General features: G+C 67.4%; 8 protein-coding genes. 4 read left to right on the top strand and 4 right to left on the bottom strand.

From position 1 onward, the window contains the following. The 3 genes from VFU06_03205 to VFU06_03195 form a co-directional block, all read left to right on the top strand. Nucleotides 1-1893: protein kinase (locus VFU06_03205; protein ID HEU5208395.1), on the top strand; the 1893-nt coding region annotated here is incomplete at its 5' end. A 149-nt stretch (nt 1894-2042) separates the two neighbouring features. Next, the gene (locus tag VFU06_03200) at nt 2043-2324 is read left to right on the top strand and encodes a LysM peptidoglycan-binding domain-containing protein (protein HEU5208394.1); all 282 of its coding nucleotides are present in this window, start codon (nt 2043-2045) and stop codon (nt 2322-2324) included. Beyond that, a complete protein-coding gene (locus VFU06_03195; GenBank protein HEU5208393.1) occupies nt 2321-2782 on the top strand; it encodes a hypothetical protein in 462 nt (153 codons plus the stop codon). The genes VFU06_03200 and VFU06_03195 overlap by 4 nt, the downstream gene beginning before the upstream one ends. Nucleotides 2783-2880: 98 nt before the next feature. Here VFU06_03195 and VFU06_03190 read toward each other — a convergent pair whose 3' ends face one another. Genes VFU06_03190 through VFU06_03180 form a run of 3 tightly spaced genes read right to left on the bottom strand, consistent with a single transcriptional unit; the run spans nt 2881 to nt 4370 of the window. Then, a complete protein-coding gene (locus tag VFU06_03190) occupies nt 2881-3354 on the bottom strand; it encodes a DUF6789 family protein (GenBank protein ID HEU5208392.1) in 474 nt (157 codons plus the stop codon). A gap of 42 nt (nt 3355-3396) precedes the next feature. Next, nucleotides 3397-3729 carry a metalloregulator ArsR/SmtB family transcription factor gene (locus VFU06_03185; GenBank protein ID HEU5208391.1) on the bottom strand — a complete coding sequence of 111 codons (333 nt, stop codon included), beginning with the start codon at nt 3727-3729 and terminating at the stop codon, nt 3397-3399. Continuing rightward, complete coding sequence (locus VFU06_03180; protein HEU5208390.1) at nt 3729-4370, bottom strand: SRPBCC family protein; 642 nt, start codon at nt 4368-4370, stop codon at nt 3729-3731. The genes VFU06_03185 and VFU06_03180 overlap by 1 nt, the downstream gene beginning before the upstream one ends. Nucleotides 4371-4647: 277 nt before the next feature. Between VFU06_03180 and VFU06_03175 the strand changes: the two genes are divergently transcribed. Then, nucleotides 4648-5067, top strand: a complete 420-nt coding sequence (locus VFU06_03175) for a hypothetical protein (protein HEU5208389.1) — start codon at nt 4648-4650, stop codon at nt 5065-5067. A 66-nt stretch (nt 5068-5133) separates the two neighbouring features. Here the strand turns inward: VFU06_03175 and VFU06_03170 are convergent. Next, the coding region (locus tag VFU06_03170) for an FtsX-like permease family protein (GenBank protein HEU5208388.1) at nt 5134-6677 on the bottom strand (1544 nt) is incomplete at its 5' end.

The raw sequence follows: 6677 nt of genomic DNA, 5'->3' as shown, positions 1-6677 counted from the left end.
AAGGTCATCGCCGCCGACGCGCACCAGGACATGCTCGCCGAACGGATGCGCCGCGAGCGCCGCATCCTGGCGCAGCTCCGCCATCCGAACATCGCACAGATGTACGACGGCGGCGTCACGGCGGCGGGTCGGCCGTACCTGGTCATGGAGTATGTCGAGGGCGAGCGGCTGGACGAGTGGTGCGATGTCCGCCGACTGGATGTCGACGCGCGCGTCCGCCTCTTCCTCGACGTCTGCGCGGCCGTGGAGCACGTGCAGGATCGGCTGGTCGTTCATCGTGACCTGAAACCGGCCAACCTGCTGGTCACAGAAGACGGGACTGTGAAGCTGCTCGACTTCGGGATCGCGAAAGCGCCTGCGGGCGAGCAGCTCACCGACGCTGGCGCAACGTCGACGCGACCGTTCGGGCTCACGCCCGCGTATGCCAGCCCCGAGCAGATCCGGAACCAGCCCGCGACGGCGGCGACGGACGTGTATGCGCTCGGCATCGTGCTGTACGAGCTGTTGACCGGCACGCCACCGTTTCCGCGCTCCGGCGATTCATTCGAGATGGTTCGTGCGGTGCTGGAGACCGATCCTCCGCCCCCCAGCGGGGCCGTGATTGCGGAACCCGCGGCTGTTGTGCGTGGCGGGACACCGGACCATGTACGTCGGGCGCTGCGGGGCGATCTGGATGCGATCGTGCTGCACGCGATCGCAAAGCGACCGGAAGAGCGGTACCAGGACGCGCGCGCCCTGCGAGAGGACCTCGAGCGGTTTCTGTCACTGCAGCCGGTGCTGGCCCGTCGAGCAAAGCGGGGATACCGGCTGCGCAAGTTCGCACGCCGTCACCGTACCGCGGTCACTGCAGCACTGGTCGTGGGCCTGGGCGCAGGTGCGGTGGCTCTCGCGCTCAGCACCGATGCACCGCGGACAGAGCTTCGCGCGTACGACAACCTCCTGCGCGGCGACATGTACCTGGCCGCACGCACGCCCGCCGATGTGCTGCGGGCCGTCGAGCAGTACTCCGCCGCCGCGCGTGCGACGCCAGCTTCTGCAGAACCGCTGTTCCGCGAGGCGTACGCGTGGCTCATCTATTCGGACTGGGGCTGGCAGCATCCGCAGATGAGCGCAGGTGCCGTGCTGGACAGCGCGGATGCACTGATCGGACGTGGACTCGCGATGGAGCCGCGCTCCGCAGAAGGGCTGCTCGGACTCGGCTACCTGCGCGCCCTGCGCGATCCGGTTCGCCTGGACGGCGCACTCGAAGCGTTTGAGCAGTCGCTGGCCATCGACGACGACAACGTCGAAGCATGGCACCAGTACGGTCAGTCACTCATGGTGCTGGGGCGATTCCGGGAAGCCGAGCAGGCATACCGTCGCGCGCTGGCCCTGGAGCCACGACGTGCAATGACCCTGGTGCCGCTCGGTGCCATGGCCCTTTACGAGCGTCGCTTCGACGATGCACGCGCGTGGGCCGACAGCGCCGTGGCAGTCGCGCCCGCAAACTCGTACGCACGTGCATCGCGTGCGCGGATCCTTCTTGCTGCGGGCGACACCGGCGCTGCACGCGCTGAAGCGCGCCTCGCAACCGGCGTCGACCAGGGACATGCCGTCCCGGTCCGCGCGACGCTGGTTGCCGTCCTCGCAGCAGCCGGCGACCTGGACGCGGCACGTGCTGTCCAGGCAGAGCTCGTTCAGGCAGCCACCGACGAGCGGTACACGCCCCTGGGCGCAACGTCCCGTGCCATGGCCGCACTGGCGGTGGGCGACACCGCGCGCGCGGTCGAGCTCGTCACGCGCGCCCGACCGCGCGGTGCCTGGCTGCGCTTCTACCTGCAGGCGCCCCAGTTCGATTCGTGGAGGAACCGCCCGGAGGTGGCGCAAATATTCAGAAGTGGCACCGAAGGCTGATTGCTGCGCTCACCGCTTCCGGTTCAGACATCCGCCGGGCGAACCCCGGCGGTGTAACATCTTGATGCATCCACGCGATGTCGCACCGATGGGCACGCATAATGCCACCTCCGGCGGCGATCCAGGATTGTCCCCTTCAAGGAGGCGGCGTGGGAATCTTCGACCGGAAAGAGAAGCCCAGGGCGGACTTCTCCAACGTGCAGAGCGGCTCGTCGACGCAGCCGGACACGTCTGCAGCGCCCGCGGGCGCGGCTCGCAGCTACACCGTCAAGTCGGGTGACACGCTGTCCGCGATTGCGAAGCGGGAGTACGGCGATGCCGGCCAGTGGAAGCGCATCTTCGAGGCCAACCGCGACACGATCGACAATCCCGATCTCATCCATCCGGGACAGGAGCTGAAGCTCCCGCGCGCCGAGGGTGGTGAGCGATGAGAACGCGACGCTACCTGACGCTCGTATCCGGCGCGGTCGCGCTGTCGGCGCTCGCGTGTGCGCAGGACACCGAAACAGCCGAGGAAACCCGCACGCCGCCCGCAGCGGAAGCGCCCAGTGATGCTGCAGTGCGCGTGACCGACGTCGAGATGGGACGGTCCATCGGTTCGGATGGCCGCATCGCCGATGATGCCGATACGGACGACTTCACACCCAGGGACACGATCTATGTGTCCGTGCACACGGAAGGGTCGGCGTCCGGCGGGCGCCTGACAGCACGCTGGACCTTCGAGGACGGACAGGTCGTTGACGAAACGTCGCAGACACTATCGTCGACGGGCCCATCGGTCACGGAGTTCCACATCTCCAGGCCGGACGGGTTCCCTGCGGGCAGCTACCGCGTCGAGATCCAGCTGGATGGTCGAACCGTGGAAACCGAGGACTTCACGGTGCGCTGACACGGCGGACGCGATCGCCGCGTGGTCGGGCTTGCCACGCGGCGCTCGCGTGCGCGCACGAGGCTGCGAGCGTCCACGTCGACCGGCAGAGGATGACGTCAGCGCAGCTGGTCGTACACGATGCCGGTGGTGAGTCCGTACACGACGTGAGCGACGAATGGGAACGGCAGCGTGTCGGGGCGACCGCTCGCCGTTCCCGTCGTCACTCCGATCGCGGGCAGCCAGCCGAGATAGCTGACCGCCCAGACCGTCAGGCCGAACAGGGCGCCCGTGGCAGCGCTGGAGCCACGTGATGCGGGACGCGCCACGCCATAAAGCGCGCCCATTGCCATGCCGAAGCCTATATGCGACGTCCACGTCGCGATGTCCTCCGCCTGCTCCGGCATCGGCTCCCCGTCCGACACCCGCTCCCCGACAGCCTGGACGACGCGCCGCGGCGGGAACTCTTCCAGCGGTGCCGTATCCGGTACGGTGCGGGCGACCGCTCGCGTAAGCCGCGGCGCCATCAGGGGCGACATGGCCAGCGTCGCGACACCGCCCGCGACCGCTCCCGCGATGAGGTTGCGTATCATGGCCAGCGCAGCCCGCAAGCTGTGCGCCGGCAGGCGACTCCCTCACGAGCGGCGCCGCTGCTTTCGGCCACGCGCGATCTCGGTTGCCAGCGCGTCCAGCTTCGGCTCCCAGAAGGTACGGAAGCGCGCGAGCCACGCGTCGACCTCCTGCAACGGCGCGGCGTCGACCGCGTAGATCCGGCGCGGTCCGTCGACGCGCACATTCGCGAACCCATTCTCGCGCAGAACGCGCAGGTGCTGTGACACCGCAGCCTGGGTGATCCCGAACTCCCGCTGTATGACATCGACGATCTCGCCGGATCGGTGCTCACCTTCCGCGAGCACCTCCAGGATCCGCCGCCGAACCGGGTCGCCCAGGACATCGAAGGCGTGCATCAGCCCTCCTGCACCGCCTCGCCCGTGTAGAACGCAGCCGTGTTGCGTGCCGCCGTCTGCGCGCCGGTCGGATCCTCACCCGCTGCGATCGCTGCGCGCCCCCAGTCCTCCGCCGAGCCGATGACGTACTGCCTGCCCTGGGGGGAGATCATGAACGCCATCTCGTCCACCTTCTCCGCATCGGGGTCGGAGACGTGGAGGGCCAGCCCGAGCAGCCCGAGATCCCAGCCCACACCCGTAGCGCCCGGGCCGTACTTGCTCCAGTGCTCGTCGACCGGAGCGATGTGCGACAGCATCAGCCTGGAACGATCATCGCCTTCCGGAGCGATCCGCACCTCGATCCAGCTCAGCTGGCCACCGAACTCCCACGTCGCTGCCAGGAACCGGGGTGGCTCACACCCGGTGATCGTCCCGCCAGCGTTTCCCTCCAGCTGATACCTGCCGCCCAGCCGCAGCTCTCCGCTGACCGGCAGAAACCAGCGCGGGAGCCGCTCCGGACTGGTCACGGCATCCCAGAGGTCATCCGCCGTCGTGTCATATGTCCGCTCGAGGGTGACGGCGCGGACCGGCCCGCCATCGCGTTCGAGTTCCGCCACCGAGCGCGTGACCGCCCCGAGATGGCGCGCAACATCGATCTCCATTCGTCCTCCCGTATAAGACTGAGGTTGTATAAGTATAATCTTATACGACTTGGAGTATCGAGGTCAAGATGACTAGGGGAGTACGCGCCTGAGGGTCGTGGAACAGCCGGCCTGATGGAACACCGCGTGGCAGCGGGCTGCCGGTACCCGGACCGGAACTTGCCGATTCCCTGCCCCAAACCGGCATGCAGCAGCAACCGGAGGTGACATGACCGGGGAACGGATACTCGCCCTGCGCTCGGCGAACCACAGTGCCGAACAGGCTCGAGGGCACGTGATGCGCAGATCATTGCTTCTGCTTGTGCTGCTCGTGCCTGCCACTGCCTGCGGCGGTGGACTCGCGGCGATCGGCTCTGGCGTTGCAGGTGCGGCTCTGCCCGCGGCGCTGGGCGAGTCGAAGCAGGCGGTCCAGCAGGGACAGGTGACCGGCAAGCTGCTGGAGCTGGACGAGCTGCAGCAGCGCATCGTGCTGACGACGGATGATGGACGCAGAGGCAGCGTGCTGTACGACTCAGGCACGATCGTCGTTTACCGGCAGGAGCATCACCCGATCGATTTCCTCCGTGCCGGCGATCGCGTCGTGGTTCAGACCCGCCAGGAGGGAAGCGGGCCGGTTCTGGCGGCGCGCATCGACGTGCACCGCGAGAGCGGCGCGGCGGGTGATGCGTCGTCGACGCCGCCACCGGATGCCGGTTGAGCAGCGGACGCGGTAAAGGACTAAACCAAGGCCGCTCCATCTGCGCCGGTAAGCCGAGCCGCACTCCTAATCCGAGCGAAGCGCGTCGACAGGATTGAGTCTGCCCGCTCGTCGAGCGGGCACAAAGCAGGCAACGATCGTTGCCAGACCAAGTGCCACTATCGTCGCGACCGCCGCACTCTGCGCATCCAGCACGGAGACGCCAGCGAAATGCGACTTCAACACACGCAGCGCCGCTCCTCCAATCACGACACCGATCACCGCGCCCATCAGTGTGATACGCACCCCCTCGCCGATCACCAGTGAAACCAGTCCGCGCGGTGTGGAACCAAGCGCAGAGCGCACCGCCAACTCCCGTTTGCGTTGCAGGACTCCCTGGGCGACGACACCGTACAAGCCCACGGATGCCAGCAGTAGCGCGACCATGCCGAAGACACCGATCCATGCGCTCGCAACACGCTGAGGTTCGACTTGGCTGTTGATCCTCTCGCCAATTACGGTGGTGTGCATCGGCACACTGACATCGGTGGCGGTTCCAATCGCACGAACGGTCGCATCCGGGATGGTGGCGCTGCTTCGGCTCCGAACTATGAAGGAGACTGGCACTCCCGGATGCTGCGCCGTCGGCATGTACGCCACGTGAGGTGACTCGTCGAAGATCGACGAGAACCGAACATCTCCGGCCACGCCTATGACCCGCATGGGCGGCCGCCGCTGGCCGTCGGCGGGGGGCAGCGAGAACATCCTGCCGAGGGGGCTCACGTTCGGCCATAACGCCGCGGCCAGGCTCCGGCTGACTATCACGACGGGCTCCGCACCAACATCATCGCTCGGGAGGAACCCGCGACCGGCCTGAATCGGGATGTGCATTACCTCGAAGAAATCGGACGAAACGATGTCGAGGTACGCCCTCGTTCCGCCCGTCGGTGAATCGTGCGCACCGATGCCCGGAGGCGGCTCCTCCCCGCCCCGGAAGACCCACCCGTCTCGCGTCCATGGTGCCGGCGGTACGACGGAGGCCAGTGCCACGCCTGAGATCGACGGGTTCTCGGCAGCGCGTCGTCGCCACTCCTGCCGGTACGCAATCACCTGAACGCTGTCGAAGCCCGCTTCGCTGAAATCCGGCGAAACCACCGTGAGACCCTGCGCGTCGAAACCGGGATCGGTCGCCATCACCCGGCGGAATGTATTGAAAACAATCGCCGCGGATACCAGCAGAACAAACGATGCCGCAATCTGTCCGACGACCAGCAGGCGCTGTCCGACCGGGCGGCGGCGCCCCGAACCAGTACCTCCATCCTTCAATACCGACCCCGGCGCTAGCCGCATCAGGTGGAGCGCCGGCGCGATGGACACGACCAGGGCGGCGAACGCAGTCACGCCGAGCGCAACGAGCAGCACGCGTGCGTCGAGCGACGCATCCAGGCCGACCCGTTCAGGCATTCCGGCGATCGTGCCGACGATCGCCTGCGAGCGCACGAGAGCTCTGGCGAGCCCTATGCCGAGCAACGCGCCGATGGCGGTGAGGACGGTGGCCTCGAGCAGAAGACGCCCGAACACCGAGCGTCGTGAAGCACCAAGTGCGAGACAAGCAGCCAGCTCTCGTCGAC

Source organism: Longimicrobiales bacterium (assembly GCA_035764935.1).
Lineage (GTDB): Bacteria > Gemmatimonadota > Gemmatimonadetes > Longimicrobiales > RSA9 > DASTYK01.
This window is presented reverse-complemented; position numbering and strand designations above follow the sequence as displayed.